Raw genomic sequence first — 24,413 nt, 5'->3', positions numbered from 1 at the left:
TCCCCGCGGGTGCGGGGAACGCCCGACGTTGCTGCGGTTGCGCTGTTGCTCGATCGGTTCATCCCCGCGGGTGCGGGGAACGCCGGCCACGGTGCGGGCCATGAGTTTGATCAGGCGGTTCATCCCCGCGGGTGCGGGGAACGCCTGCGCGAACTGCGCCGGCAATTGGTCGAAGACGGTTCATCCCCGCGGGTGCGGGGAACGCACACGTCGGCTTCGCTGCTCATTTGACTTTGCCGGTTCATCCCCGCGGGTGCGGGGAACGCCTTGCAAATTGTTCTGCCATGTTCTACCTCGACGGTTCATCCCCGCGGGTGCGGGGAACGCGCTCTCCAGGCAATGACGACTGTAGTCGGCGGCGGTTCATCCCCGCGGGTGCGGGGAACGCGGCTACCGTTACGAAACTCTGCCGGTACCGGGCGGTTCATCCCCGCGGGTGCGGGGAACGCAGCTCCCATGCCGCACCACTATAGCGGTAAATCGGTTCATCCCCGCGGGTGCGGGGAACGCTTACGAGGTCTCCTTAATTGATTGATTGAACTCGGTTCATCCCCGCGGGTGCGGGGAACGCAGGCCGCGCAGTGGCAACGCGATTAAATCAGGCGGTTCATCCCCGCGGGTGCGGGGAACGCATAATCAATCACGAAGTCAGCGAAAGCGCTGAGGGTTCATCCCCGCGGGTGCGGGGAACGCCAAGGCAAAAAAAATTACTTACCTGAACGTCCCGGTTCATCCCCGCGGGTGCGGGGAACGCCAAAACGACGTGCGTCAGGGGCTGACCGAAAGCGGTTCATCCCCGCGGGTGCGGGGAACGCATTGTAAGAGCCTTCGCCAGAGCCACGACTCCCGGTTCATCCCCGCGGGTGCGGGGAACGCGTGTCCGGATGCGGTCGCCGGATTGACGTGCTCGGTTCATCCCCGCGGGTGCGGGGAACGCGACGGGATTTTTGTCTTTCCAGCGACGGGAGACGGTTCATCCCCGCGGGTGCGGGGAACGCACGTAGCCGCTGCCGGCTATCTCTTTCGGTTCATCCCCGCGGGTGCGGGGAACGCCTCGGCTTGTTTCATCTGGGCATCTTGCTGCGCCGGTTCATCCCCGCGGGTGCGGGGAACGCGTGCGAAATCAAACGGTTAATAAGCTGACTGGCGGTTCATCCCCGCGGGTGCGGGGAACGCACCTGCTGCCAGTTGTCACGGCCGTATTTGCGCGGTTCATCCCCGCGGGTGCGGGGAACGCTAATACACAATCTTGGCCTATTTCTGGACTAGCGGTTCATCCCCGCGGGTGCGGGGAACGCAGCGGCCCCCGTTAACAAAGTCGCCTAGCCCATGGTTCATCCCCGCGGGTGCGGGGAACGCGGCAACAGCGGCGCGATTCAGGCAAATATCATCCGGTTCATCCCCGCGGGTGCGGGGAACGCGCTGCCATCCGTTATTTTCGGCGAGTATTGGTCGGTTCATCCCCGCGGGTGCGGGGAACGCTATCAGACCTGCATTTGCCAATCGCCGCATTGCGGTTCATCCCCGCGGGTGCGGGGAACGCTGGGTTATCGATTTGCCCGCCAAGATTCACGTCGGTTCATCCCCGCGGGTGCGGGGAACGCCCCGTCAATCATGGACTTGTAAGGCCGGAATTCGGTTCATCCCCGCGGGTGCGGGGAACGCCGCCATGCCACGGCTGCACTGTGGGCATTTGTCGGTTCATCCCCGCGGGTGCGGGGAACGCGTGCCCCTGCTCGCCCCGGTCAATCTCGAAACTGGTTCATCCCCGCGGGTGCGGGGAACGCTTCTTGGCATGGTGCGCCCCTATGGATACATTCGGTTCATCCCCGCGGGTGCGGGGAACGCTACTGGCAATGAAACGGTCGCCGGAATCAAGACGGTTCATCCCCGCGGGTGCGGGGAACGCATCAGTCTATTCAAAGTAAGGCAGACACAGTGCGGTTCATCCCCGCGGGTGCGGGGAACGCGCACTCTGTTTTGATCGCTCATTTGCGCCTACCGGTTCATCCCCGCGGGTGCGGGGAACGCCTTCAATGCGCTTTCGCCGCCGGCATAGACGCCGGTTCATCCCCGCGGGTGCGGGGAACGCGCCAGTAAGCCTATAGACCAGATGAAGATAGGCGGTTCATCCCCGCGGGTGCGGGGAACGCTGGAATTCAGGCTGAAACAAAGAATCTAAAGCCGGTTCATCCCCGCGGGTGCGGGGAACGCATCGCCATTATTGGCATGATTAACTGGCCCGACGGTTCATCCCCGCGGGTGCGGGGAACGCATTCATGTAACGTAAAGGCGTCATTGGGTCTTCGGTTCATCCCCGCGGGTGCGGGGAACGCGCCGTTGCTGCATTGCTCCATATATCCAAATACGGTTCATCCCCGCGGGTGCGGGGAACGCAGCTCTTCTTGTGGCGTCATCTTTTACCGAACCGGTTCATCCCCGCGGGTGCGGGGAACGCAAAATCGGCGGGCGTCCCGTTGTCGGTAAGCCAGGTTCATCCCCGCGGGTGCGGGGAACGCTGTGACTTAATTTTTTTCATAACGGTATAAGTCGGTTCATCCCCGCGGGTGCGGGGAACGCAAGAAAGCTAAGGTGGATAGTGCGAAGAAAATCGGTTCATCCCCGCGGGTGCGGGGAACGCGTTGCTGTCACTGTTGCGACTCCTAAGATGGTCGGTTCATCCCCGCGGGTGCGGGGAACGCCTGATTTTGCTGTTATGCGGGCCGATGGAAGGCGGTTCATCCCCGCGGGTGCGGGGAACGCTTGACGCTTCCAGGCGCCCGATGTAACGGATCGCGGTTCATCCCCGCGGGTGCGGGGAACGCTTTCTTGCCATCAACCATCGTACCCTCTCTCTCGGTTCATCCCCGCGGGTGCGGGGAACGCCTTTTCCTGCGCGATTTCTTCTTGCTGCTCTGCGGTTCATCCCCGCGGGTGCGGGGAACGCGTTATCCGAATCCTGCACCAAATCGCGAAATTCGGTTCATCCCCGCGGGTGCGGGGAACGCAAAGCTGGTTGGCAGCTCGGTTTGATCCATCACGGTTCATCCCCGCGGGTGCGGGGAACGCCCCAACAACGCCCCGCGCTTGCTTTGTACCGGCGGTTCATCCCCGCGGGTGCGGGGAACGCCCTTGAATGACTTCAGCCGTGTCAATGTCGGCCGGTTCATCCCCGCGGGTGCGGGGAACGCCCTATCGCCGCCGGCCGCGTCTCGCCCAAGGAGGGTTCATCCCCGCGGGTGCGGGGAACGCATCTGGCACTGGAGGGGTTATGATTTGGTTGTACGGTTCATCCCCGCGGGTGCGGGGAACGCTCATTCCAACTGCCATCAAAATCAGGGTTTTCCGGTTCATCCCCGCGGGTGCGGGGAACGCCGAAAAATTGGCTAAACCACATGTGCAACCGTCGGTTCATCCCCGCGGGTGCGGGGAACGCTTACGCAGTTTTTGGAAGATGCCGCTAATCGTCGGTTCATCCCCGCGGGTGCGGGGAACGCCACTGCGTCACGCAGACTGCCAAATTCCCATACGGTTCATCCCCGCGGGTGCGGGGAACGCACTGAAGACGAGCAGCAGCGGATATTGAATGGCGGTTCATCCCCGCGGGTGCGGGGAACGCTGGTTCATACGGTATTCCATCTAAACCCCAACCGGTTCATCCCCGCGGGTGCGGGGAACGCCCTCCATCTGTCCAATACCTTGGATAATCGGCCGGTTCATCCCCGCGGGTGCGGGGAACGCGTATTAACTTTGTCGCCTTCTTCCAGTATTAACGGTTCATCCCCGCGGGTGCGGGGAACGCACTAATGCTAACTTATTGTTAGATAAACGGAAACAACCGGTCGAATTTTCTACCGAATTTTTCGGTGTTTTCCAAGTTGTTAAAAAGCGGGCGCAACATCTTACAGCGCTCTATATGCCACCAGGTGTCTATTAACCCAACCCCGTTTATCACGGGTATTCCGTTCGGGCTGAGCGGGTCGAAGCCCAAGCTGCTGTGCCCTTCGACGGGCTCAGTACCCGAGGGGCATAAAGGCGAACGGTATAGTTAAGGGTCGGGGTTAATAGTGCGCATTTCTCCCCTCACCCCGGCCCGTGCCCTGAGGGCGAGGACGTCGAATCGGCATCTTCCGGCGGAAAAAATGACACCAGTTTCAAGCCGTCCAATTCCACCGGCAGCCGTCTGTTCTTTCCTAAAGTCATAAAATCAAAGCCGGATTCGGTGTTGGTACTCCAGACCATCACGGCGTTGCCCTCCTCCAAGCCCTGCTCGACTTGCGACCAGATCATGTCCCGCACCTTGGCCGACAAATCGCCGACGTAGACCCCGGCGCGGATTTCGATCAGCCACACCGCCAAGCGCCCGCGCAACCGGGGCGGGACGTTTTCAACTACGATGACCAACATCGCCGATGCCCTCCGCATTCGGGATGGCCGGAGCGATGTTTTCCTCGGCCGGTTTGGGGATTTCCAGTTCACCGGCCGCCAACACCTCCTCAATGGTGGGGATGATTTTGCGCAGGATTTTGGATTGGCGGAACACGTCGCGGCACATCAGCCGCACTTCGCGCTCAGGATTGGAATAATTTTTGGCGGCGATTTTGAAGGCGTGCGGGACGATGTCGTCGAATTTGAACAGGTCGGCGATGTCGTAAACAAACGATAGCGGCTTGCCGGTGTGAATAAAGCCGATGGTCGGCGCGTATCCGGCGGCCAGCACCGCCGCTTCGCAGATGCCGTAAAGGCAGGCGGTGGCGGCACTGAGACAGCGGTTGGCGGTGTCGCTGTTGTCCCATTGCGTGTAATCGTAATTGCGGCCGTTCCAGTCCACGCCGGCCTGTTTGGCCAGCAATTGGTACAACTTCTTGACTCTGGCGCCTTCGATACCGCGCAGTTGTTCGACGCTGCGGCGCTCGGGCGGTTTTTCGCCAAAACGAATTTCGTACATTTTGCGCACTACCTTCAAGCGGGCGTCGTCGTCCAGCGCCAACTTCGCTTGGTACAGCAAGCGGTCGGAGCGCGCGCCGCCGGGTTGGCCGGCGGCATATAATCTAACACCGGCTTCGCCGACCCAGACCAGCAACGTCCCTACCCTGGCCGCCAGCGCGGCGGCGTGATGGGAGACGCGGGTGCCGGGTTCCAACATGATGCAGGCGATGGAGCCGACCGGGATGTGGGTGCGGATGCCGGTTTCGTCGATGACGACGAAGGCGCCGTCCTTGACGTCGATCTGGCCTTTTTCGATAAAGACCATGGACACGCGTTCTTTCATGGCGATGGGTTTGAGGGGTGGGAGCATGGGCAAATCATCCTTGATTTCTTGGTCGTGTCGGCTAAAGAACGCCAAGCAATCGTTGCGTTAATAGGGTTTGAATATCGCGGCGCCCATCCAGAATGGCATGAACCACGACTTGGTCAGGCAGCCTCTCGTAGATAATGCGATACGGTTTTACGATCAACTGGCGGTATTGGCGAATGCCCAATACCAGTAATTCTTTGGGGACAGTCCCACGCTCGTTCAAATCGGCAAGACTATTGACGGCCAGTTCGAGAGCATCAATGATTTTTGCCGCCACCTTGTCGCTGACTTCCAGCAGGAAATAATCATTGATGGCAAGCAAGTCGGCCAAGGCCGGTTCGGTCAGCCGTACCGGGACACTCATGCCAAGCCGCGCCGCTCACGTAAACGGGCAAAAGCCTCTGCGCTGGACACCGTCTTGCCTTCCGCGAAAGCTTGCTGACTCTGCGCCAACATTTTCAGCAAGGCCAGGGTTTCCTGAGTTTGCTCGTAATCGGCCACCGACTGAACCACCATCGCCGCCTCGCCGTTTTGGGTGATGACCATAGGCTGGTGATCGGTTTTCAATTTCTCGATCACCTCGGCCGCGTTGGCTTTTAAGTAACTGATGGGTTTTATGTTTTCGGATAGTTTCATTTTGTTTTACTCGCACCGAAATAAATTCAGACTGAATTAAGTCCTGATTATAACCGCCGGACCATCAGCAAACCACAGCCAAATGCCTTCGCCCGGCCCAGGCCGGTGAACAGGGTTTGGCGGAATTTTTCCGGGTCGGTGATTTGCAATTCGCCGGTGAAATCCAAAGTACTGATTTTGATTTGGCGCTTTTTGAAATGATGTTGCTGATAGCCTTGCGCAGTGACCGACAACACCCGAAAACCATTCTTCTCAGCCCGTTCGTTCAGCCACTTCTCCCCTGCTTGCTGTTCCAGCTCCGCTTGCGAGTAAGACTGCCGTTCTTCATCGCTCAGCGACTTTTTCAGTTGCATCACTACATCGTGATGAATCCGCTTTTTGGTTTGTTTTTCCGGCAATCCGTTTGCCTTACGTTGTTCGGCATGTTCCAACTGTTCGGATTCGCTACGCTCCAACTTGACCTGCTCTACCGGATTGGCGCGGAGACTAAAAGACAGCAGATCCCCCGCTTTTAACGTTGGTTGGAATGGCTTGGTTTCGATAAGCCAAGTGTTTCCTTCATGTTGCGGCTGATATTTGGACAACAAATAAAAAATCGGTAATCCATAGCTGTCAGTATCTTGCCGAAACAAAAAATCCCGCTCTTCCTCGGGTTTGTCACGAAACAGCTGCCACAATATTTGGTGTAACTGGTAATGGTTATATTGGGAAAGCTTGGCAAATTGCGGTAATTGGTTGGGAGCGACACGCAGACGACTGAAATACATCTTAGCCTCCCAGCACATAACAGGCTGGTGAAAAACTCGAAAAGCCAAGTAGGCTAAGGCATAGATGAGCCGCCAACTGTTAAAATAGGCTACCTAAATTTGGAGCCTTTCAATGCGCGGACACGATGCCATTCAAAATAGCTGGTTCAGCTACGTTAGCCTGGAAGAACGTATTCCCAAACAGCATCCGTTGCGTCGTTTACGTCTACTCGTCGATGGCGTATTGACCTCTATGAATGCCGTCTTTGCCGAGCGTTACTCGCACACTGGCCGCCCGTCGATTGCGCCCGAAAAACTGCTGCGCGCCTTGCTGTTGCAAGTGCTGTACACCGTTCGTAGCGAACGCCAGTTGATGGAACAGCTGGACTACAACCTGCTGTTTCGCTGGTTTGTCGGTCTGGGCATCGACGATGCTGTCTGGGAACGCAGCGTGTTCAGCGCCAACCGCGAACGGCTGCTGTCCGAAGCGCTGAGTCGCGAATTTTTTGAGCGGGTACTGGCCATAGCCGAATGGCAAAACCTGGTGTCCGACGAACACTTCAGTGTCGACGGCAGCCTCATTGAAGCCTGGGCCTCGCACAAAAGCTTCGTTAAGAAAGACGGCAGCGGCCCGGACAAACCCGCCGGCCGCAATCCCGAGGTCGACTTCAGCGGCGAAAAGCGCAGCAACGCCACCCACCAAAGCACGACAGACCCGGAAGCGCGGCTCTACAAGAAAGGCGAATACACCGAGGCCAAACTGCGTTACATCACCCATGCCTTGTCCGAGAATCGCAACGGCCTGATTGTCGATGTCGAAACCACCCAAGCCACCGGCACCGCCGAAATCGAAGCCGCGCAAACAATGATCAAACGCCGTGTGCCCAAAGGCGGTAGCGTCGGTGCCGACAAAGGCTATGACCAACCGGCTTTCGTCAACGGACTCAAGGCGCAAGACATCAAAGCCCATGTGGCCCGGAAAAAGACCGGCAGTGCCGTCGATGGCCGCACCGCGCGCGGCAAAGGTTACGCCCAAAGCCTCAAGCGCCGCAAAATCGTCGAAGAAGCCTTTGGCTGGGTCAAAACGGTCGGCGGCCTGCGCAAAACCCGTCACATCGGCTTAGCCAAAGTCGCTGGCCAAGCCTTGTTTTGCTTCGCCGCCTACAACCTGACGCGCTTGCTCAACCTATTGGTGTTCACGCCGAAACCGGCGTGGAGTGCGCCCACCTAGGGTGAAGTACGCCTGAAAACCGTCCACAGACGGCTTCAGGCGAATAAAAAGCCCTTGAAACAGGGGCAAAACGCTTGAAACTCGATGTCATGACCGATTTCAACACGAAAAAATCACGGCAACCGTGGGTAAGGGGAAATATCAGTGGGTTTTTCACCAGCCTGATAAACGGGGCGTGTGACGAAGCGCCTCGTTTCACCGAATAGTGGTAAGTCGCGCACTTGCAGGGTATGAGCGTTGTTCAGTGGCGTTTCGCTGTATAACGTGCCACTGGTTTCGATCTGCTTTAGGGCTTGCTGCGCATCTTCGGCACCGACAATCGCCTCGAATAAAGGCCGTTGCAACGGGCAAGATCGGCGACCTAAATAGGGTGTGTACTTGGGTGCTTTTATTGCCGTTAAAACTTTTGCCAAATCGTATTCCGCCGAATCTTTAAATGCCAAGGCTAAGGTAAATTCCGCGTCACATAGATATTCGCGACGAGAAACAATCGCGTCGTCACGTTTGCCACCGTCGGCTCGACGGGCGTTAAGCACCGTGTGGTAGTCGGTGATTTTGTGCAAATTTACCGTCCTAGGTTTGCGTTCGTCTTTAAATTGGCGTTGTTCAACAAGCCGGTGATTGGCCAATACCGTCAATTCAAAACTGTCGTTCAGCTTTTTAAGCTGCTCCGGCTGTTGGCGATTGATGCCCAAACACGCACCTAACAAGCCAACCACTGCGCTACGGGTTGGAAAAATCAGGCTGGGCCGATAGTCCTCGTAGGTATGTCCACCCCAGGCCTGCATTGCACCCTGGCATTTGAGAATTAAAAATTCCGGCATGCTTAAGCCTCGCCGTCTTGTTTTAGCCAGTTCTCAAGCTTGCTTAACGACGGGTAAGCTTTTCCATTCAATGCACTGGTATCGTGCAAGCTAAAAAAAGCCACTTTATCGTCAAGCTCGTAACCTTGATAAACGCGCTCCTTGTAGTTTATGAATTGCTCAATCGAGGGTTTAAGAAAACCCGACTTGCTTTTAACCGGCTCTTCAAACGCATTGGCTAATGAAATGGGTTGATCGCTTAATGCCACACAGACAAAATCCGCCGGATTGTCGGCGGCGGTACTGTTGCGTTTAGCGTCGGGAATCACGGTTGCCAGCATGTGCAAAGTATGGGCGGCAATTTCCAGGGCTTTTTCCCGGCTGGTTTCGCCAAGGTTTTCTTGCAGCTGGGTCAAATTTAACGAGGCATAGCGGTAAAACACCCCGGCGCTGAATTCCTGGGTATCCAAATGCGCCGAACCGGTTTCTCCTGCTTCCTGGGTTAAATCGTCCACGGCGGTAAACCAATCCAAATCACCGTCTACGGTGTGGGTGGTGATGACATGAGCGACTGCGAGAGCGGCATCCACCGAGGTCATAATGCCGGATGTAGCCATCCGACCTGACAGCGCGATGTCCACGCTATTTTGAAAAGCATCGTTAAACTTCTTGAAGCTGTCCTTCTTGGTTTCTTTGTCCCAAGCTTTTTGAAAGGCTTTGTCGTCGCTATGCTCAGCCTGAAGTTGGCTATAGAGTTCGCAGTATTTTTCGATTTCATAAATGGACCACGCGGCGACCGCGCCAGACTCTGTGCCCTCCAATTTGACTCGATCTACATCATTACCTTGGCCTTTTTTAACTTTTTCTTCCAACTCTTTAATTTCTTTGACGCCTGCAACTGCCATCAAAACAGTATCAGTCACAGATGCTGAAAATTTGTCTTTCAACAATTCACGGTATTTATCGCGTAGCAGCGTCAGTTGTTTGGTGCGTTCGGAGGGCCTGCCGAATTGTGCTTCATAGTAAGGCGAGGTGCGAATCGCCCGCTTCAAACTTTGGCTGGAAATCCGCACTCGCCGCGTCCCCCCAAATACCGCCGTTTTTTGCATACCCATGTCATCGCGGTTCAAGCAGGAAGGGCTGTGAGACATCAAAATATGAAAGTTGACGAAGTTTTTAGACATGGTTGCGATCCTATGCAGGTTGAATCAAATTACGTAAAAATTCCGGCGCTAAATCGGCGCCGTTAGCCCAAACGATGGTGTCCAGCTCTTTATCCAATTTTACTTGGCTGAATAATTGGGTGTCTTTTAATGGTTCGAACATTTCCCCCCATAGCTCGTTGCTTAAATCGACGACACCGGCAACGCCATCGTTAAAGGTGAGTTTAAGCTGGTAGTTTTGTAGGTATTGGACATCGGTAACATGCAAAATCATGGCTTACTCCAAAGGTTGCACGGGTAATAAGGGTTGGCGGTTTTGGCAGCGTTGCCAGTTTTCCAATAGCTCATGCTGATGTAATTCCAGCCATTCCAAGACATGTTGTAAAGCGCGTTTGGGAAATTTGCCTTCGATAACACCGCCTTCGATGGTGACGATGATTTCGTACTCGCCATATTTGGCATGAAAGTGCGGCGGTGCGTGATCCGACCAGTACATGGTGATAATAATGCCGAGAAAGCGGCTAATAATCGGCATCGACAACCTCCTCGGCAGGTTGATGGTTGAATAAATAAAAATCCTTCATCAACTGGCGTTTGCTGCCTTCGCTGGTGGCTTTATCTTTACCCCAATACAGCAATAAATTGGCTAATTTAAGACCATCAATATCGGCATCTTTGCATTGTTGGCAAAAGCGCCGAAGCTGGATTAAGTCCTGCGGATATTCGGAACGCATGATTAAAAACAAACGACGTTCGCTGATTTCCTGTTTGTAAAATACGGCTCCCAATGATTTACCGTTTGGTTTGGCAAAAGGCAACACATACACAATTCGGGCTATTTGAGGTAAATGGTTAAAAAATGCAGCCGCGTTGGCGCGTTCCGTACCATTAAATCGCCCTAGCGTTTCACCGATCAAGCGCAAAAAGGCCGGCGTTATCAACAAGTCATCCGGTTCCACACAACGGCGGATGTTAGCTTTGTCACCGTTGCTTAAAACCTGATACTCGTCATACAGGGCTTGCAAGTAGCGGTTTTTATCCTCTTGAGTTGATGCTTGGCTCATGCGGTGACTCCTTCACGTGATTTGTTGAGTTTATTCAGCATATTGGCGAGATATTGACGAGACGCTAAAACCGGTTCCAGCATTTTGTCTTCGTGTTCGTATGGGCTAATTACTTGCTCGAAAACCTGTTCTGCCAATTTTGAAAAACGTGTTTGGTAATCTGCAATGTCATCAAACGCCAAGTTGCGCAAAATGCTGTGCATGATGGTTTCCGAGTTGTCGAAATATTGCTGTTTGGCTTTGTTGCGCAGATTTTTGCGGAAATGGCCTTCTTTGCCTGTTTGCTGCTTGAGTTTTCCGTCTCGGCGATCTTTGAAATTGGTTTCGGCTAAGTCGGCAAACTTACGAATGGCAGTATCGAGTTTTTGCTGGGTATTCAGGCCAATCTTGATGAGCCGATCCACTTCGGGAATCTTGGTGTCCCAGCCGGAAGACAGGCTGTATAGCTCGTGTTTGCGCCCCGCTAGACTTTCTGCTGAGCCACCTTTGATATAACCGCCAACGGCCAATTTAATGCTGCAACCACGCCAAAGTGCCTGATACTGTTGCACGACTAAAGCGCTGCTATAGCCACCACGATTGATGTCCAGAGTTCTGATGTTTTCGGCACTGTAAAAATAACTGAGCATTTGCCCCCATAAGGGCTGATTGCCTTGTCCCGACAAATAGGGCTTTTCTTTCGGGGCGTTGGCGTGCAGACGCAAAATGTCGATGGGGGTATGTGGGTGAAGCCAATAGCCTTTTACGGTGCAGGTGCCAGCTTCTTTATAAAAACCGGTTACCAAACCATTACAGAGTGCCAGTTTGACCTTGGCGGGTTGCCAAAATAGGCCTCTTGCTAATCCGATGTGATGGGCTTGTTCTTCGGCGAACCGACTATGAGGCGGCGTTATCCAAGTGGGTTCTGGTATCGGTGCATCCAAAATCCCAAATGGTTCAATAAATTCCTGACTGAGCACGTTACACCAAATCGATTTTCTCAGCGATTCGCTAACGACTAATGTGGTTAGCGGCATAGAACCTTTCAATCCTACAGAATAACCAACGCCACCCAAACTAAAACCATTAGTGGCCTGTTGAAATAGGGCGATAGCTGCATCACCGATTGGGATGGCGGTTATCTCATCAGGTGTATCGAAAAAGGCGCTAGACGTTGGACTGGTGCTACTTTTTTCCGGCAACCCCATAAACAGTTTTTGTAACGAAGCCCAGTTTTTATCGCCCTTTTCCGGCGTAACGCCGGCCGTTTGCATAAACGGCGTTTCAGGATGCAACAGATCGAACCAATCCAGATAGCCTGCAATGCCGTCTTGATATTCGCTAACGGTCAACGGTGTCTGCCAGCGATGTTTTAGCGATTTTTTATCGTCCGGCATAAAAACGACTTGTACCAGACAAACCAGCAATTGCAGGGTGGCCAACTCCATATCGTCGCGGAAGGTTTTGATGGTGCAATCCGGGTCTTCGCAAAGCAGGGTTTGCAGCGAGATGCGTCGCTGTGTTCCGGCAATTTCAACGGGTATCCAGTCGTCGGTCAGTAGGTTCATGGGTATAGACTTATCGGTTCATGAGTCGGGCAAATTCTTCGTAAACAATTTCGCGCTTGGCGATCAGCACGATGTAGAGCATGGTGTCGTCAAAACGGTAAATAATGCGGTACTTGCCTACCCTAACCCGCAAATACTCTGGGTTACCCACCATTTTCAGCGACTCATTAGGTTGCGGTTCTTGCAGCAACCCCAGTAACTTGATCTTGATCTGCTTGGCAAGGCGCTGATCGGATTCTGCCAATTTGCGCAGACTGCGTTCGGCGGATTTGGTGAAATCAAGTTGGCGCATCAAATGCTATCCAATAAATTCTTGCTGGCCTCTACACCAATAAAGCCTTCTTGCTCTGCCAACACAGCCAAGCCGTGTAAACATTGGTCTTCAAACGCCAACAGCTCTTGGTAACGTGCCGACGACAACAAAATGGCAAAGTCTTTTTGATGTTTTTGAATCGCCACCGGTTCCTGTTGGGCGTTATTCAGCAATTCACCAAAGGCTTGTTTGGCTTGGGTAGCGTTGATGATTTTCATAATGGCCTCGTCAAATAATGGATGTTTTGTCCATTTTAATCATTTTTCCACCCATAAACCTAATGCCATAGAGTAATAAACGGTTTGCTCGTTGATGGTGGTTTGCCAAACTTCACCCTCTTGCCGCATAGCTAAAAAGTACACGCCCTCTTCCAAGCAACCGGCCAATAAACCGCTCCATGAACTGGGCACAGGAACGCCATGCAGACTCAGTAATTCCCAGTAGTTTTTGCTGTTCTTATCCAGCAGTTCGCCTTCAAGGGTTACGCGCTGGCCGCCTTCCACAATTACCGGCAAAACGGTTAGGCCCATTTCGCCGTCTCGCGTCAGCGTGGTGGCTTTATCACTGTCATCCGGCAAGGGATTCACTTTGTATTCAGTTACCAACCGGGCAATGCGCCGCTTGTTATCATCAACCTCACGCTGGTATTTGTCCGCAGCTTCGGTGATGGAAGCGGGTTCAGATTCCCACGGCTGCTCTTGATAAACCTTGCCTATCCACTCGCGATAGGCTTGCGGAAATGCGACACTTGGGCTGCTAATAAGCTGTTCGGTACGCCACAAGATGCGGGTATTTTGATAAACATATTTACCTGTATATCCATATTCCAACGGCTGTTCCGGCACGATGACGACACAACTGGGCGACGATCTAAAGTTTTGCGGCCTTTCGTGCCGGGGCCGAGCATGGCGGTGCAAGCGTCCCATGCGCTGAAACAACAAATCGACCGGACATAATTGCGTGATGAGCCAATCGAAATCCAAATCCAAACTTTGTTCAATGACTTGGGTGGCGACCAAAATGCGCCCGCCTTGGGCGCGTTTGCTATTGTCTTTGCCGTAAAGCTTTTTGACGGCGTCTTCCAAATGTTGCCGGTCAACAAAACGGTAGCGGGAATGAAATAAATCGACGGGAATCTGTGTGTCGATTGCGGTTTCGACCAAGCGATTTACAAGCAACTGCGCATCTGCCACCAGATTACAGATCACCGCAACCTTGGCGCCTTGCATTGCCGCATCAATGATCCGCTGCAAGCTGGGTTCATCAAATTTCAATTCGGGCAATCGCCATGTTTCCAGTAACACTTCGCGCGACTTCGGCAGCTGTTGCCTATCAGTAATCGCAAACGTTTCTAACGATTTTTGCCGGTAAATCTGAGTGATTAACGGATAAACATCCGTTTCAGGGACGAAGCTTTTATTCCAATTGGCGGCCAAATCCTCCCGTTGCTTTTGAGGCAAGGTGGCGGATAACAGTAGAACACTGCCACCGGCTTGATATTGTTGCTTTAGTACTGTGCCTAATAATCCATACATGTAACTGTCGTAAGCATGCACTTCATCGACAATCAGCAGGCTTTTTTGAATACCAAAGCCACGGACAAACTTGTGTTTAACCGGCAGTACCGAGAGCAATACCTGATCGATGGTACAGACCCCGATTTGCCCAAGAAATGCGCGCTTTTTACTGGCGGTTAGCCAATGGATCGCTTGCTGGTTGGCTTCTTCCTGACCTTGAGCGGTTACACGACCAATAGTTTGCAACGATTGTTGCAAGCTGCTTTTGCCATGCGCCAAAACCACGTTTGCGCCATCTTTGAATAAATAGTCGGCCATCTTTTCCAGCCTATCCAACATGGCATTGGCTGTCGCCTGAGTAGGCAAGGCAAAAATAATGCTTTCCGCCAAACCGGCATGTAGCATTTTGGCGGCATAAACCAAGGCCGTTTCGGTTTTGCCGGAGCCGGTAGGCGCCTCAATGAGTGTCAAATTTTGTTGAAGCGGCAACTGTTCGACGAGGGTCTGCAAACCCTGTGGACTATAGCCTGGGAACAGTGTTTCCAGAGTTTTATTGATTTTAAGCTGAGCAAAAATACCAAATGCCGTTAAGGCTTCCTCTGCCTGTGCACGGCGCGACTCCAGATAACTATTTAATGGGATATTAGGTGTGCTTTCGTAAGGGAAGTACTCGCTGGAGCCTATCCAATCACACACACTGCAAAAACCGGCCAGCATGGGCGGCACAGATTCGAGGGTCGCGTTTAAATCGATTTGAAACAATTCAGCCAAGTCGCTTATCCAGTCGATTCGCGCTTGTTGATCGCGTTGGATGATGGATTCATCAACAAACGCAGGATTGCTAAATTCAGCGTAGTCAGGGATTACGCCATGATGTCCTGCCACTTGTCGCAACCAATCTAGCGCTGCATCTTCATTGCCAAATTCTATACCATAGGATTGATATTCATGGACAAAACAGCCGTAGCCGGCTGGGCCGTGGTAATAGTTCTCACCTGTATTTTTAAGACTGGCATCGGATTGTAAATTTATTAGCGCATGTGGTGCTTTGGCTTGAAAGCGAATGTCGAGCTTGCCCAAATCGTGTAGGGCGACAAAAAACAGAATCAAGGTTTTTGCTTGCTCTTCCCTTTCCATCTGCATGGATTGGGTAAATTGTTGACGTAAACTTTTACTATGCTCCCACCAGCAACTTGCCACCGCAGCCACATCCAAACAATGGTAAGGCAATAAATGGTAAGCCGGGCCGCCATCGGCTTCCGGTTTGGCTTTGCCCCAATAACGGTAGTAGGACGCGGATTCCGCCATTTTCGCTTTACCTCAACGTTAGTCTTTCAGTTAAGTTCCGCCGCCAAAACCGGCAATTAAACCCTGCAGCGGCGGACGGTTCGGAGTAGACTTTAACCTGAAACAAACTTTACATGCAATTATTTTTAGCATATTTTTCATGAGCGACGCCGAAGCCGTTATAACCTCTCTGAAGTGGGATGTCCGCCAGCGTTTAACCTTTCTGGAAGCAACCGTGTTTTGGACCGGGGAGCTGGTGACCGGTTTTTTGACCCAAACTTTTGCCATCAGCCGGGTTCAGGCCACCAAGGACATCGGCTTGTATCTGTCGTTACGCCCCGGCAATTTGCGCTACGACCTGTCGTTGAAGCGCTACCTGATTACCGAGCAATTCCTGCCGTTGTTGATTAGCGGCCAACCGCAGGAATGTTTGCAGGTATTGCAGGCTAGCCGGAATTCGCCGCCGCCGCTGCTGGCGCTGGTCGGCAACCTGCCGGCGGTCGAGACGGTCAATCCACCGGCACGGCTGGTCGATATCGCCGTCTTGAAGCCGGTATTGCAGGCCGCGCGTTTCGGTTCGTTGCTGGAGATCGGTTACCAATCGATGTCCACGCCGGAACCGGCCCGGCGTCTGGTGCAGCCGAAAACGCTGGTATTCGACGGCATGCGCTGGCACATGCGGGCCTACAGTTTGACGCACGGCGAATACCGCGATTTTGTGTTGGCGCGGATTCACTCCGCGGCGGCAGCCGGCAAACCGGATACGCCGATTCCGCCGGACAGCCGGTGGGAACGGCTGTTGACCGTCAAGATAGGCCCGCATCCCGGCTTGAACGATGCGCAGAAACCGGCGGTAGAGCGCGATTACGGCATGGTCGACGGCTGCCATGCGGTTCAGGTCAGAGCGGCGTTGCTGCCGTATTTTTTGCTGGCGTCGAGAATCGGCGCCGACGATTTGCGGCGCGACGCCATGGCACAGCAAATCGTCCTGTTAAACCGAGCCGAACTGGAGCCTTACATCGAATTCGGTTGATACGGTAATGCGGCTGGGGTAAGGCCTGCTCCTACCATCCTTAACTTAACGAGATTGGCAGTGGCGGTGACCTTTCTACAGACGGGTAGGCTGTGGAATAGTTTGTTGGCAAATCTGCCTTGCCTCTAGCCTAACCGACCGGTTAAGCCTTGCGGCCGCGCGTTTTGCCGGCGGCGCGCAAGGCCCGGTTTGCAGCCTTTATGCGGCGAGCTTGCGTTTGGCGGTCAGGCGCAACATGCCCAACGCGCCAGTGCCGAACAACCAGACCGCAGCCGGGACCGGTACCGGGGCCGCGTAATTGCCCAAGTCGGCGGCGGATACTTTATAGGCATGCAGCACGCCGGGCAGCAGTTTGTAATCGCCGCTCAGCGTCGCGCCGGTGCCGTTTGCGGTCCAGACGCAGGCGTCGGTTTGGCCCAGCGGACATTGGATCGAGCTGGCGTAAGGGTCGGCGTCGCTGAAACGGAAATAGACGTCGAATTGGGTACCGCCGGCATTCTGGGTGACGCTGTAATCGTTATCGGTGCCGGCTAACAGCAAATAACTGCCGTCGGCCAGTTTCGGGCCGATGGCCAGACCTTCCCATTTTTCCGGCGACTTGTTGCCCAGTTCGGCCAGCGTATTGGCATCCAGGTCCAGGAATTGGGCGGATTTGGCCACCTTGGTATAGGCGGCGCCGGCCGCATCCAGATCGATGCCCGACACGTCGGTGGCGCCGGTCAGATCGATTTTATAGACTTCCTTGTCGGCGGTCGCCAGCTCGGCGCCGACGCCGACGCCGCGGTTGTTGCGTTCCAACACCAAAAACTCGTGGTCGTTCAACGCCACCAGCGCCGACACGCCCTGGCCCTGGCCGGAGCGTTTCATCTGGTAGGCGTATTGCGCCACGGCCTCGCCGGTGGCGGTATCGAATTTGACGATGCGGTTGACCGAGCCATTGCCGGCGCCTTCGTCCAACATCGCGCTTTGTAAAATCGCAAACGCATACTTGCCGTCCGGGCTGATGGCTAAGCCTTCGAAACCGCGGTTGGTGCGCTTGCCGGCGTCGTTTCCGCTATCGGCGGCGTAATTGGCGACGCCGCTGGCGGCATTGCGCGGAATCAGATTGGCCGGCGTGGTGTAGGTTTTGACCACGGCGCCGCTGTTACGGTCGATTTCGTACAAAGACGGGCCGTATTCGTCCGACACCAGCAAATTGCCGTTTTTGGGATTGACGACGATGCCTTCCGGATCGAAAGCGTTGCCCAACGCGCTGGTCGGATTGGGCGCCAGGCCATTCAACGCGGAACCGTTTTTGGTGAATTTCAACGTCTGTGCAATCTGGAAATTCGAGATCGCGCCGGATACCGGATTGATGTCCAAGGTAAAACGCTGCACCCGGGTTTCATAGTTCAAGCTGCCGCCGCCCGGACCGCGGTCGGACAGGCCCCACCACTCGTTGCGGTTGGTGTCGTAATAAATATCGGAAAAGAAACCGACGCGGCCGTCGTTGACGCTGCTGCCGAACTGGTCGGGAGTGGCGCCGGGAATTGCCAAGCCGTTGACGAAGGTCGGTGCGGCGGAAACGGTGTCGGCCAGCAGCAAACCGGCCATCAGCAAAGTGAGTGTAAAACGCATAACAACATCCTGATTGATTGAAAATCTTGTGATCGGATTCTCAACTTTATCCGGCGTTTGTGACATTGGCGTGACACGGCGCGGCGAAACGGCACACGCCTGTTCTGGAAAAGCTTTCGGCGGGCAGGCGCGCGACGCCGCGTTGCAAAACAAGCAGCCGCCGCTATTGAGGCCGGCTACGGATGAACGGAAGCAGACAGTTACCGTTCATCCCGCAGGATCGAATCGGCGCTTGCCTACCTTTTGAATTGGCCGACTAACTGGTTCAACTGCCCGGCCAGCTTCACCAATTCGCCGATCGCGGCGTTGGTTTGTTCGGCATCGCGCGAGGTGCGTTCGGTCAGTTGGCCGATATTGCCGACGCTTTGGCCGACGTGCTGCGCCATCCGGCTCTGGGTGTCGGCCGCTTCCGACATTTTCGAGTTCAAACGGCGGATTTGGGTAACCCGTTCGGCGATGGTACTCAGGCCCTGGTCGGCGCTTTGCACCTGTTCGCGGCGTTGCTCGGCGCTGATTTTGGCCTTGCTCATCACCTCCACCGCATCCTTGGCCTCGTGCTGCAGTTGCTCGATGATGCTATGGATTTCTTCGGTGGCTTGGTGGGAACGGGTGGCCAAGGTGCGCACCTCATCGGCGACCACGGCAAAGCCCCTGCCCTGCTCGCCGGCGCGGGCGGCTTCGATTGCCGCGTTCAAGGCCAGCAGATTGGTCTGCTCGGCCAAGCCTTTGATCACGTCCAGCACCGCGCCGACGCCTTTGCTGCGTTGGTCCAATCGTTTGATCACCTCGCTGGCCCGTTCGATTTCGTTGACCAATTCGTAAATGCCGTCGATTGCGTTTTTAGTGGTTGCCGCACCTTGGGCCGCGTGCTGGTCGGCTTCCACCGAAGCGTCCGCGGCGCCGTTAGCGCCGCTGCGCACGTCGCGCACCGAGGATTCCAGCTCGTGAATCGCCCGAATCACCGATTCGGTCTCGTTACGTTGCTGGCTGGCGGCCTGCGCGGTTTGGCGGGCGACGTCGGAAATGCGGCCGCTGGCCGCGGCTAGCTGTTGGCTGACGGCCGAGACTTGCTCCAAACTGTCGGCGAAGTTGGCCAGCATCGAATTGAACGATTCGCTGACTTGACCGATTTCGTCGCCGGATGCGACAACCAGGCGCTTGCGCAAATCGGACTGGCCGGCGATGGCGTTGACCGCGTCGCGCATCGCCACCAACGGATTGACGACGACTTTGCGCATCAACACGTTGACCAGCAGCAGGCCGGCGGCGAACATCGCCAGCGATATCAATGACGCCGTGACCAGATGGCTATTGATTTGCGCATCCAGATTGGCCAACGAATACGACACCCGCACCGCACCGACCACGGTACCTTCCGGCACCGCATGGCAGGTCAGGCAGTTGGTACCGCGAAAATCGGCGCTGGCCTTGATCGGTTCCACTACCGTGATCAAGCGGCCGGCGTTGTTTTCGCCGTAGTGGGTGATGCGTTCGCCGGCCAGCGCGCGCTGGTCCAGATCGTCGAGCGGCCGCTGATCCGCCTTACCCGGACCGTAGGCGTCGCCAATCGCTTTGCCGCGCACCAGACGCACCTCGGTGATATCGGCATGGGCGCGGGCTTTGTCGCGCAGCACATCGCTTTGGCCCATGGCTCCGGTCAGCATCAAGGTGTTCAGGCCGTCGAAATAACTGTTGGCAGTATCTTGCGCCTTGCCGGTCGCCAGGCTGGCGACCATGTCTTTCTGCCGGTCGGCCATAAACAGCGTGCTGACGAACATCAGCAGCAAAAATACGCTGGCGATGCTGAGCAGAATTTTGGATTGGATCGTGGAATGGTTAGTCATGGAATATCGGCGGCTGTGCTGAATTTAAAGGGACATCCGATTTCGTTATCGGCCTCGGCCGGGAAAACTGAATGCGCACCCCGCGCCGAAGGCCTGTAATCTTACACTGACAAGCATAGCCCAAGCCGGCGCCAAAAGCGTGCCCGCCACACATCTTTATTCGCATTCCGCTCGGCGAGCCGCTATGCTGCCGGCTGTCGAGATTTTGGAATTCCGGGAGCGTTGCCGTGGACGATTTTTGGGGATTTATCGCCGTTTTACTGCTGGCCTTGCCGATCGCCCTGATCGTGATGCTGAGCATGTTGCTGTCGCGGCAAAGGCAGGCGCGCGAGGAAGTTGCCGCCGCGCTGGCAAACATCGAGCGCCGTTTGCGGGCACAACAAGGTTTGCTGGAACGGCTGAACGCGCAGCCGCCACAAGCGGCCGTCGCTGCCGAACAAGCCCCGGCCGCGGCGGAAACGGCCGCGGAACCGCCACCGCCCCCGGAACCAGCGCCCGTTGCGGTAAGCGAAATGGCGGAACCGGTTTCGGCCCCCGCCGCACCGGCAATCCGGGTCGAGCAGCCCGCTGCCGATCCCTGGCAAACCGCAGACTGGCAGCCAGCCGAACCGAGCCGGTTCGAACTGGCCGCGCAGAAAATCCTGAAAGAAATCTGGAACTGGATCATCGTCGGCGAAGGCCACCGGCCGGAAGGTGCGGCGATGGAATACGCGGTAGCCAGCAATTGGCTGCTGCGGATCGGCGTGTTGATCCTGGTCACCGGCATCGGCTTCTTTTTGAAATATTCTATCGACAACGGTCTGATCGGCGAGCAGGCCCGGGTGGCGTTGACCTTGCTGGCCGGGGTCGGCATGGTGGCCGGAGGCGTCAGGCTGGTCGGCGGCCAATACCATTTGTTCGGCCAGGGCTTGCTGGGCGGCGGCATCGCCGTGTTGTATTTCGGCGTGTTTGCCGCCTTTGCCTTCTACCATTTGCTCGGCGTGTATCCGACCTTCGCCTTGATGGTGCTGGTCACCGCCAGCGCGGCCTTCCTGGCGGTACGTTTGAACTCGATGCTGGTGGCGCTCTTCGCCATCGTCGGCGGCTATTGCACGCCGTTGCTGCTATCCACCGGCCAGGTCAATTTCGTCGGCCTGTTCAGCTATATGCTGCTGCTCGGCGGCGGTCTGCTGGCGATCAACGGCTACAAACACTGGCATCTTTTGAATTTTTTGAGTTTTGTCTGCAACTACCTGCTGTTTTTCGGGGCGATGCAGAAATATCAGACCGAGTATTTCTGGCAGGTGTTGCCGTTCCTGGTTGGGTTTTTCGTGCTGTATTCGACGATGGTATTCCTGTTTTGCCTGGTTAACCGCAGCAAATCGACCCTGCTGGATTTGATCGCACTGCTGGCCAACGCCGCGATATTCTTCGCCACGGCTTACCAATTGATCGACGAGGCTTACGGCCAAATCTGGACCGCGCTGTTGGCCGTCGCACTGGCGGCGTTTTACGTCGGCCACGCTTATTACTGCCTAGCGCGAAAAATTGCCGACCGCGAGTTGCTGGTCAGCTTCATCGGTCTGGCGGCGTTTTTCCTGAGCGTGACGCTGCCGCTGTTGCTGTCGGCCCCGTGGCTGACCGCCAGTTGGTCGCTGCAAGCGCTGGCGATGGCATGGATGGCCGGCAAGGTCAACAGCGCGTTTCTGCGCCAAGCCGCCTATTTGCTGTATTTGCTGGTGATCGTCCGCTTCTGTTTTGTCGATCTGCCCGGCCAATACGCCGCCGCCAGCGACTACGGCGCCAGCCTGGGCGGTTTCCTGTTCGGCCTGCTGCAGCGCCTGGCCGGTTTCGGCATCCCGATCGCATCGCTGGCACTGGCTTACCGCTTGATCGAACAGCCGGCCGCGGCCTCGGCGCTGGCCTGCACCCCGGAAACCGATACGCCGTTGTGGATCAAGGATCGCTGGCTGCTGCAGGCCATTGCCGTCGCCGGCGCCGGCTTGCTGTTCGTCGCGCTGCAACTGGAGCTGTACCGCAGCTTCGCCTACCTGTACCCGCCGTTGCAATTGCCGATGCTGAGCCTGGTCTGGCTGGCGCTGTGCTGGTTGCTGCTGCAACGCTTCCTGGCCGGCTCCGGCGCGTGGCTGCTGACGGCTTTGCAATGGTTTTTAGTGGGCGTTGCCGTCAAATTGGTGTTTTTCGATTTGCCGTCCTGGGATCTGGCGCTGGGCGCCATCGGCGGCGGCGACGATTTATTCACGCTGCGATACGCCGGCGCCTACCGCTTCGAATCGGCATTGATGCGCCTATTCGATTTTGCCGCGATTATCGCCTTCCTGCTGTTTGCGCTGAACCGGCTGGCGGCCGGCGCAGCCGATACCGGCCGGCTGCGGCAATGGCTGGGCGGGTCGGCGCTGGCCTTGCTGTTTACCTTTTCGAGTCTGGAGATTAACTCGATTTTGTATCAATATGTGCCCGGTTTGCGCTCCGGCGGCGTGACGATTTTATGGTCGATATTCGCGCTGGCGCTGGTGTTCAACGGCATCAAGCGCCGGATACCGGCCTTGCGTTTGGTCGGCTTGGGCCTGTTCGCGCTGGTGGCCTGGAAGGTGTTTTTCGTCGATCTGGCCCGGCTCGAGCAAATCTACCGGATCGTCGCCTTTATCGTGCTGGGCATGCTGGCGCTGGGCGGCGCGTTTTTTTACATGCGTTACCAACAAAACTTTATCGGCAACGATACCGCAGAGAAATCGCCATGATCGCCAAATTCGTTTTGCTGTTCTGTCTGGCGCTGACCGCCGCCGCGGCCGACTCAACGCCACCGCAGCGTTTCAGCCGCAGCGTGGCCGGCGCCGGGCCAGACCAAGCTCTGCTCGCCGTCAAGTTGGATAGCGCGGTCTATGCCGCCAGCGCCGCCGACTTCCGCGACCTGCGTCTGATCGACCAAGACGGCATCGAAACCCCGTATTTATTGCAAAAAATTGCCGAGCAAAAGACTGTGGTTCGGCGCGTTCCCAGCACCGGCAAAATTGCCAGCCTGAACCGGTCCGGCGAAAACGGCATCGAACTGGTCGCCACGCTGGATAAAACCGCCGCCAATGCCGACGGCCTGACCATCGTCACGGCACAGCGCGACTACGAATACCTACTGCAGATTTTCGGTTCGGCGGACGGCAAAACCTGGCAAGCGTTGGCGGATAACGCCCGGATTTTCGACTATTCGCGCTACGCCCGGATCGGCAACAACGCTATCGAACTGCCGGCCAACGCTTACCGCCAATTCAAAATCGTCGTGGCCCAGGCCAGCCAGACCCAAAGCAGCGGCCTGACCGAACTGACCCGTACCCTGCAAAACGGCACCGAACAGCAACGCAGCGAAAGCGTGGCATTACGCAGCGAACCCATGCATATCGACCGCATCGAGTTCTGGCAAAACGTCACGGATACCGTGGCCGACGAAGCGCAGCGCTTCGACTATCCGGTTGCGTTCAAGATCGTCCAGGACGCCGAGTTGAAGGCCAGTCTGATCGAGATCGACAGCAAACGCCAACCGTTGACCGGTTTCAGCGTGCAAAGCTACACGCCCAATTTCAGCCGCCGCGCCGAGGTGCAGGTCAGCGACAGCCAGGGCCTGGAAAACCGTACCCGCACCCTAGGCCAGGCTGATTTGCAGGCCCTGCATTTTCAAGGCTTCGACCGCGACCAAACCGAAATCGAATTTGCCGAGCAACGCCGGGAGCACTACCGACTCGTGATCTATAACGAAGACAACCCGCCGTTGCACATCAACACCGTGGCCGGCATCGGCCCCGGTTACCGCCTGTTGTTTCTGGCCCAAGCCGGCCGCAGCTACCAACTGCTGTACGGCGCCGATAAAGCCGAAGCTCCGCGCTACGACGTCGCTCCGATCCAGGAACTGCTGCGCCGCGGCTACCGGAGCAGCGATGCCGAATTGGGCGAAGAAGTGGCGCTGGCTCAGCCCGAGCCGGAATTCGACTGGGCGGAACTGGTCAACAGCCGCTGGTTTCTGGGCCTGGCAATCGCGGCGGTCGCGCTGGTACTGGCCTGGAGTTTGTTCAAAATCGGCAAACGCATCGGCGATTTCGATTGACCATCAACCCTGGCAATGCCGACCGCTCGCCTGCCGATGGCGCTTGGTTAAGCCGTTCGCCCCAAGGCGCGCTCTCAGCGTTATACACATCTCTGTTTAATACCCGTCATTCCGGCAGGGATTGCCGGAATCCAAGCTGCACGGATAGCTTGAGGCGACCATCCGTGGCACTGGATGCCCGCGTCCTGCGGGCATGACGGCACTTGTGTATAACGATGCT

Annotated in this window: 20 protein-coding genes and 1 CRISPR repeat array (1 of these 21 cut by a window edge); of the genes, 4 read left to right on the top strand and 16 right to left on the bottom strand. The window is 56.0% G+C overall.

The genetic code is table 11. The features are described 5' to 3' along the window. A CRISPR array of direct repeats spans positions 1-3,802; the repeat unit is 29 nt; unit sequence CGGTTCATCCCCGCGGGTGCGGGGAACGC (it extends 557 nt beyond the left edge of the window). A 281-nt stretch (positions 3,803-4,083) separates the two neighbouring features. The 5 genes from cas2e to cas6e are packed head-to-tail and all read right to left on the bottom strand — an operon-like array spanning position 4,084 to position 6,702. Continuing rightward, entirely contained in the window at positions 4,084-4,407 is a 324-nt protein-coding gene (cas2e, locus tag VXJ35_RS06735; protein ID WP_064020983.1) for a type I-E CRISPR-associated endoribonuclease Cas2e, read from the bottom strand. Next, positions 4,388-5,299 carry a type I-E CRISPR-associated endonuclease Cas1e gene (cas1e, locus tag VXJ35_RS06730; protein WP_064023402.1) on the bottom strand — a complete coding sequence of 304 codons (912 nt, stop codon included), beginning with the start codon at positions 5,297-5,299 and terminating at the stop codon, positions 4,388-4,390. Before cas1e ends, cas2e begins: the two co-directional genes overlap by 20 nt. Before the next feature lie 34 nt (positions 5,300-5,333). Next, positions 5,334-5,663, bottom strand: coding sequence for a type II toxin-antitoxin system RelE/ParE family toxin (locus VXJ35_RS06725; protein WP_064020982.1), 330 nt, complete (start codon positions 5,661-5,663; stop codon positions 5,334-5,336). Next, a complete protein-coding gene (locus VXJ35_RS06720; protein WP_064020981.1) occupies positions 5,660-5,935 on the bottom strand; it encodes a type II toxin-antitoxin system Phd/YefM family antitoxin in 276 nt (91 codons plus the stop codon). Before VXJ35_RS06720 ends, VXJ35_RS06725 begins: the two co-directional genes overlap by 4 nt. A gap of 47 nt (positions 5,936-5,982) precedes the next feature. Next, the gene (gene cas6e / locus VXJ35_RS06715; RefSeq protein ID WP_064020980.1) at positions 5,983-6,702 is read right to left on the bottom strand and encodes a type I-E CRISPR-associated protein Cas6/Cse3/CasE; all 720 of its coding nucleotides are present in this window, start codon (positions 6,700-6,702) and stop codon (positions 5,983-5,985) included. Between the two features lie 112 nt (positions 6,703-6,814). Here cas6e and VXJ35_RS06710 point away from each other — a divergent pair, with 112 nt between their 5' ends. After that, positions 6,815-7,912 carry an IS5 family transposase gene (locus tag VXJ35_RS06710; protein WP_064020022.1) on the top strand — a complete coding sequence of 366 codons (1,098 nt, stop codon included), beginning with the start codon at positions 6,815-6,817 and terminating at the stop codon, positions 7,910-7,912. Between the two features lie 113 nt (positions 7,913-8,025). Here the strand turns inward: VXJ35_RS06710 and cas5e are convergent, their stop codons facing one another. The 9 genes from cas5e to cas3 are packed head-to-tail and all read right to left on the bottom strand — an operon-like array spanning position 8,026 to position 15,627. Continuing rightward, positions 8,026-8,736, bottom strand: a complete 711-nt coding sequence (gene cas5e, locus VXJ35_RS06705) for a type I-E CRISPR-associated protein Cas5/CasD (protein ID WP_064020979.1) — start codon at positions 8,734-8,736, stop codon at positions 8,026-8,028. A 2-nt stretch (positions 8,737-8,738) separates the two neighbouring features. Next, the gene (gene cas7e, locus VXJ35_RS06700; RefSeq protein WP_064020978.1) at positions 8,739-9,899 is read right to left on the bottom strand and encodes a type I-E CRISPR-associated protein Cas7/Cse4/CasC; all 1,161 of its coding nucleotides are present in this window, start codon (positions 9,897-9,899) and stop codon (positions 8,739-8,741) included. 10 nt (positions 9,900-9,909) lie between these two features. Continuing rightward, positions 9,910-10,152 carry a DUF2442 domain-containing protein gene (locus VXJ35_RS06695; RefSeq protein ID WP_064020977.1) on the bottom strand — a complete coding sequence of 81 codons (243 nt, stop codon included), beginning with the start codon at positions 10,150-10,152 and terminating at the stop codon, positions 9,910-9,912. A gap of 3 nt (positions 10,153-10,155) precedes the next feature. Beyond that, positions 10,156-10,413, bottom strand: a complete 258-nt coding sequence (locus tag VXJ35_RS06690; RefSeq protein WP_064020976.1) for a DUF4160 domain-containing protein — start codon at positions 10,411-10,413, stop codon at positions 10,156-10,158. Then, positions 10,400-10,942 (bottom strand): type I-E CRISPR-associated protein Cse2/CasB, encoded by a 543-nt coding sequence (gene casB, locus VXJ35_RS06685; RefSeq protein WP_064020975.1) that lies wholly within the window; start codon positions 10,940-10,942, stop codon positions 10,400-10,402. Before casB ends, VXJ35_RS06690 begins: the two co-directional genes overlap by 14 nt. Beyond that, positions 10,939-12,489 carry a type I-E CRISPR-associated protein Cse1/CasA gene (gene casA, locus VXJ35_RS06680; protein WP_064020974.1) on the bottom strand — a complete coding sequence of 517 codons (1,551 nt, stop codon included), beginning with the start codon at positions 12,487-12,489 and terminating at the stop codon, positions 10,939-10,941. The genes casB and casA overlap by 4 nt, the downstream gene beginning before the upstream one ends. A gap of 10 nt (positions 12,490-12,499) precedes the next feature. Then, on the bottom strand, positions 12,500-12,781 hold the full coding sequence (locus VXJ35_RS06675; protein ID WP_064020973.1) for a type II toxin-antitoxin system RelE/ParE family toxin: 282 nt from the start codon (positions 12,779-12,781) through the stop codon (positions 12,500-12,502). After that, positions 12,781-13,020 (bottom strand): type II toxin-antitoxin system Phd/YefM family antitoxin, encoded by a 240-nt coding sequence (locus tag VXJ35_RS06670; protein WP_064020972.1) that lies wholly within the window; start codon positions 13,018-13,020, stop codon positions 12,781-12,783. Before VXJ35_RS06670 ends, VXJ35_RS06675 begins: the two co-directional genes overlap by 1 nt. A 39-nt stretch (positions 13,021-13,059) precedes the next feature. Further along, positions 13,060-15,627, bottom strand: coding sequence for a CRISPR-associated helicase/endonuclease Cas3 (cas3, locus tag VXJ35_RS06665; protein ID WP_064020971.1), 2,568 nt, complete (start codon positions 15,625-15,627; stop codon positions 13,060-13,062). Positions 15,628-15,766: 139 nt separating this feature from the next. Between cas3 and VXJ35_RS06660 the strand changes: the two genes are divergently transcribed. Continuing rightward, positions 15,767-16,639, top strand: coding sequence for a WYL domain-containing protein (locus tag VXJ35_RS06660; protein WP_064020970.1), 873 nt, complete (start codon positions 15,767-15,769; stop codon positions 16,637-16,639). Positions 16,640-16,837: 198 nt separating this feature from the next. Here the strand turns inward: VXJ35_RS06660 and VXJ35_RS06655 are convergent, their stop codons facing one another. Beyond that, positions 16,838-18,256: an esterase-like activity of phytase family protein gene (locus VXJ35_RS06655; protein ID WP_064020969.1), complete on the bottom strand. Its 1,419-nt coding sequence runs from the start codon at positions 18,254-18,256 to the stop codon at positions 16,838-16,840. A 236-nt stretch (positions 18,257-18,492) separates the two neighbouring features. Further along, positions 18,493-20,100, bottom strand: a complete 1,608-nt coding sequence (locus tag VXJ35_RS06650; RefSeq protein ID WP_054763340.1) for a methyl-accepting chemotaxis protein — start codon at positions 20,098-20,100, stop codon at positions 18,493-18,495. A 227-nt stretch (positions 20,101-20,327) separates the two neighbouring features. Here VXJ35_RS06650 and VXJ35_RS06645 point away from each other — a divergent pair, with 227 nt between their 5' ends. Further along, positions 20,328-22,841 (top strand): DUF2339 domain-containing protein, encoded by a 2,514-nt coding sequence (locus VXJ35_RS06645; protein WP_064020968.1) that lies wholly within the window; start codon positions 20,328-20,330, stop codon positions 22,839-22,841. Continuing rightward, positions 22,838-24,193: a hypothetical protein gene (locus VXJ35_RS06640; RefSeq protein WP_064020967.1), complete on the top strand. Its 1,356-nt coding sequence runs from the start codon at positions 22,838-22,840 to the stop codon at positions 24,191-24,193. Before VXJ35_RS06645 ends, VXJ35_RS06640 begins: the two co-directional genes overlap by 4 nt. Positions 24,194-24,413 lie beyond the last annotated feature (220 nt).

This window comes from Methylomonas sp. DH-1, from assembly GCF_046097555.1.
Lineage (GTDB): Bacteria > Pseudomonadota > Gammaproteobacteria > Methylococcales > Methylomonadaceae > Methylomonas > Methylomonas koyamae.
The sequence above is the reverse complement of the archived record's forward strand: the minus strand, read 5'-3'. Positions and strand labels throughout refer to the sequence as shown.

What these genes read in the sequence shown, in the direction of transcription:
- cas2e (WP_064020983.1), bottom strand. Translation starts at nt 4,407, where the DNA reads ATGTTGGTCATCGTAGTTGAAAACGTCCCGCCCCGGTTGCGCGGGCGC.
- cas1e (WP_064023402.1), bottom strand. Translation starts at nt 5,299, where the DNA reads ATGCTCCCACCCCTCAAACCCATCGCCATGAAAGAACGCGTGTCCATG.
- VXJ35_RS06725 (WP_064020982.1), bottom strand. Translation starts at nt 5,663, where the DNA reads ATGAGTGTCCCGGTACGGCTGACCGAACCGGCCTTGGCCGACTTGCTT.
- VXJ35_RS06720 (WP_064020981.1), bottom strand. Translation starts at nt 5,935, where the DNA reads ATGAAACTATCCGAAAACATAAAACCCATCAGTTACTTAAAAGCCAAC.
- cas6e (WP_064020980.1), bottom strand. Translation starts at nt 6,702, where the DNA reads ATGTATTTCAGTCGTCTGCGTGTCGCTCCCAACCAATTACCGCAATTT.
- VXJ35_RS06710 (WP_064020022.1), top strand. Translation starts at nt 6,815, where the DNA reads ATGCGCGGACACGATGCCATTCAAAATAGCTGGTTCAGCTACGTTAGC.
- cas5e (WP_064020979.1), bottom strand. Translation starts at nt 8,736, where the DNA reads ATGCCGGAATTTTTAATTCTCAAATGCCAGGGTGCAATGCAGGCCTGG.
- cas7e (WP_064020978.1), bottom strand. Translation starts at nt 9,899, where the DNA reads ATGTCTAAAAACTTCGTCAACTTTCATATTTTGATGTCTCACAGCCCT.
- VXJ35_RS06695 (WP_064020977.1), bottom strand. Translation starts at nt 10,152, where the DNA reads ATGATTTTGCATGTTACCGATGTCCAATACCTACAAAACTACCAGCTT.
- VXJ35_RS06690 (WP_064020976.1), bottom strand. Translation starts at nt 10,413, where the DNA reads ATGCCGATTATTAGCCGCTTTCTCGGCATTATTATCACCATGTACTGG.
- casB (WP_064020975.1), bottom strand. Translation starts at nt 10,942, where the DNA reads ATGAGCCAAGCATCAACTCAAGAGGATAAAAACCGCTACTTGCAAGCC.
- casA (WP_064020974.1), bottom strand. Translation starts at nt 12,489, where the DNA reads ATGAACCTACTGACCGACGACTGGATACCCGTTGAAATTGCCGGAACA.
- VXJ35_RS06675 (WP_064020973.1), bottom strand. Translation starts at nt 12,781, where the DNA reads ATGCGCCAACTTGATTTCACCAAATCCGCCGAACGCAGTCTGCGCAAA.
- VXJ35_RS06670 (WP_064020972.1), bottom strand. Translation starts at nt 13,020, where the DNA reads ATGAAAATCATCAACGCTACCCAAGCCAAACAAGCCTTTGGTGAATTG.
- cas3 (WP_064020971.1), bottom strand. Translation starts at nt 15,627, where the DNA reads ATGGCGGAATCCGCGTCCTACTACCGTTATTGGGGCAAAGCCAAACCG.
- VXJ35_RS06660 (WP_064020970.1), top strand. Translation starts at nt 15,767, where the DNA reads ATGAGCGACGCCGAAGCCGTTATAACCTCTCTGAAGTGGGATGTCCGC.
- VXJ35_RS06655 (WP_064020969.1), bottom strand. Translation starts at nt 18,256, where the DNA reads ATGCGTTTTACACTCACTTTGCTGATGGCCGGTTTGCTGCTGGCCGAC.
- VXJ35_RS06650 (WP_054763340.1), bottom strand. Translation starts at nt 20,100, where the DNA reads ATGACTAACCATTCCACGATCCAATCCAAAATTCTGCTCAGCATCGCC.
- VXJ35_RS06640 (WP_064020967.1), top strand. Translation starts at nt 22,838, where the DNA reads ATGATCGCCAAATTCGTTTTGCTGTTCTGTCTGGCGCTGACCGCCGCC.